This window comes from Psychromonas aquimarina ATCC BAA-1526 (assembly GCF_000428725.1).
GTDB lineage: Bacteria > Pseudomonadota > Gammaproteobacteria > Enterobacterales > Psychromonadaceae > Psychromonas > Psychromonas aquimarina.
This window is the reverse complement of sequence record NZ_AUAM01000114.1, coordinates 1-2,497: the sequence shown is the minus strand read 5'-3', so window position 1 is coordinate 2,497 and position 2,497 is coordinate 1. Positions and strand designations below refer to the sequence as shown.

The 2,497-nt window shown below is 30.5% G+C and carries 1 protein-coding gene; it reads right to left on the bottom strand.

Going from position 1 to position 2,497, the window contains the following annotated elements; translation table 11 throughout:
• Positions 1-185: 185 nt before the first annotated feature.
• Positions 186-2,336 carry a replication initiator protein RctB domain-containing protein gene (locus G337_RS0119085; protein ID WP_028865281.1) on the bottom strand — a complete coding sequence of 717 codons (2,151 nt, stop codon included), beginning with the start codon at positions 2,334-2,336 and terminating at the stop codon, positions 186-188.
• Positions 2,337-2,497: the final 161 nt, after the last annotated feature.

Genomic DNA, 2,497 nt, shown 5'->3' with positions numbered 1-2,497 from the left:
AAATAACTTTGTTGTTAATCGTTCTGAAGTGGTTAAAGCGTGCTCTAATTTTTTAAGTGGCCTATCCAATGAAGAATTAGTTGAGTTTTTTACCATTTTAATCCCAGACTCTAACAGGGTTGAACGATATTCATCATCTAACCCTGCCATCTTCTTTTTCGTAGCTAGACAGGCTTGTTTTGGAGCTAATTGGCCTTAAGTATTCTTGCAGATAACTCTTCACAGATATTATTTTTTGTGATTGTTCCGTCTTTTTCTATGGAACGTTTAAAACCAAGTATTTGTTCAAATAAATCATGGTTTGAAAAATGAGTAATACCACTAGAAATAATAATCTTTTTAATTGTCTTGAAGTTTTGTATTGTTAATTCGTATTGCATATGGCCTTTCAATTTCAATAACTTTGTTTTCTCATGATATTTTTCTATTTTTTCACGAACTGATATTGGATCTTTTTTAGTCGCCTTTGCTATTTTATCAGCGATTGAAACTAAATCTTGTTTTTCAAGATATATTGATATCGTTGCAGCGTAGCTTTTGTCACTCATAGAGAAACGCCAGCCAAAACTTCGAGAATCAAATCTATGACGTATAGCGTGAGATAACTTACCCATTACAGCGTTTATATTTACCTGATTAACTTGTTGTGGAGAATTAATTTTTAAATCCTCAATTTCAGATAAAGGTAAGTCATCTTCTGAGCTAAATAGAATTTTTTCCATTTCAGATTTTTCATCATTTATTTGTTGGCTCATACGATCAGATAAGTGGGTTAAAGAATTTATTTTTACAGCAGACTTAGAACCCATCTGATTCTTTTTTAGGTACTGTTTAGTTACATCTTTTAAATTACCTTCGTTATCAAATTGAATAAATTGTTGTTTTGATTGAGGGTGTGCAGAACGTAATGATTCGAGTTTATTACTTTTTGAGATAAAAATAAGTTCACTTGATTTATTGGTATATGTTGTAAGTTTAAGAGTGAAATGTATACCTTTGAAATCGATTTTACAGACCTGTTGTAAGTTAGTTCTGTTTGTCCTTTTGATCTCTTTGAATTCAGAATCCTTACTCTTTTTAAACTTGTTCATTATAGAACGATATAAGGATATTTTATTTGTGTTTTTCAGTTTTCCATCGACTTCGATTTGGTAGCTTAAACCAAGTAAATTAACCAGATTTTCATTTTTTAATTCAATATTAGGATTGTGATTTTGATGTTTACGGACATACAAATACAGCTGCCATACTAAATCATGAGAGACAAATACTTTAGCCGGTAATATGAAAAAGACTTTTTGTTTAAAAATATCTTTAAAGATCTCTGGAGCCCATTTGATATGGTAAACGTAAGGCTTAGCTTCTTTACCATTTTTAACATAAGCGTTATAACCAGATATCTCAAAAAGCTTTGTTTTATTGCGTAGTTTAAAATCAGCGAAGTTTAAATTTTCATTAATGAAATTTAATGATGTTAATGCAAATTGTGTATTTTCAATTTGCAGCATTTTATTATCTATGAAATCAGTAGTTGGTGCTTGGCCGACTTTTTTACCAATTACCCTTGCAATGTCATCTCGAAAAATGGGAACTGACCAATCAAATCCTTTTATTAGAAAATTAGAGTTTTGATGAACATTTGACTGATAACGAATAGTAAGAGCTATAATGGCATAAATAAATTTCACATCTTCAAGGGTTATTACATTGCAAAGATTGTTTGAAACTCTAAATGAGAGCAGGTTATCACCACCCTTAAATATTCCGCCGTCAAATTTTTTAGTTTTTGTGCCGGTTGGTGGCAATATATCGATCAAATCGAATGGGTTTTGTTCTCTATAAGTTGGGGGGATAGAAAGTAAAGAGTGTGTAATAGCTGTCTCTGGAACAGACAATAGAGCTTCATCATTAATATTAATCGGATCAGAAAAAGCTACAACTTGATCTGATTTACACCTGCTGAATTGAGCAGGGATATTTTTAGCAGGTGACAAACTGTGTGTTTTTTCATAATCATTTTCAATATAAAAAGAAAATTGATTCGGTGCATTAACTACGTTCGGAATTTTTTTAAAAAAATTACTTTTGGAAAAAAGTTCAGAAATCCATCTACGAACACTTGGTAAAGTTAGATCAAGAGCCTCAGAAATTTCTTTAAAAGTGAAAAAATAATTATCCTGCTCATTAGCAATAGATCTAATAATATTTATTTGTTGTAGTTTTTTTGAAGAAAGAGGATGGCTGATATTTGAATTTTTAGATAATTGAATCAAACCACCAGTAACATTGTTGTGAGTAAGTGTATACACATTTGTTTTTATATCGTAATTAATCATCGTGAACCTATCACATCATTAAGTTATTTATTCTTTTTTCTTTCTACTAAATACAAAAGACTAAATACTAAATACTACGAAACAATATTTAGTACTATTTTCAACGACATAGACTGTTTTTGTTGCCCCGATCAATGAAGGTGCTATATGCGATCAATGAA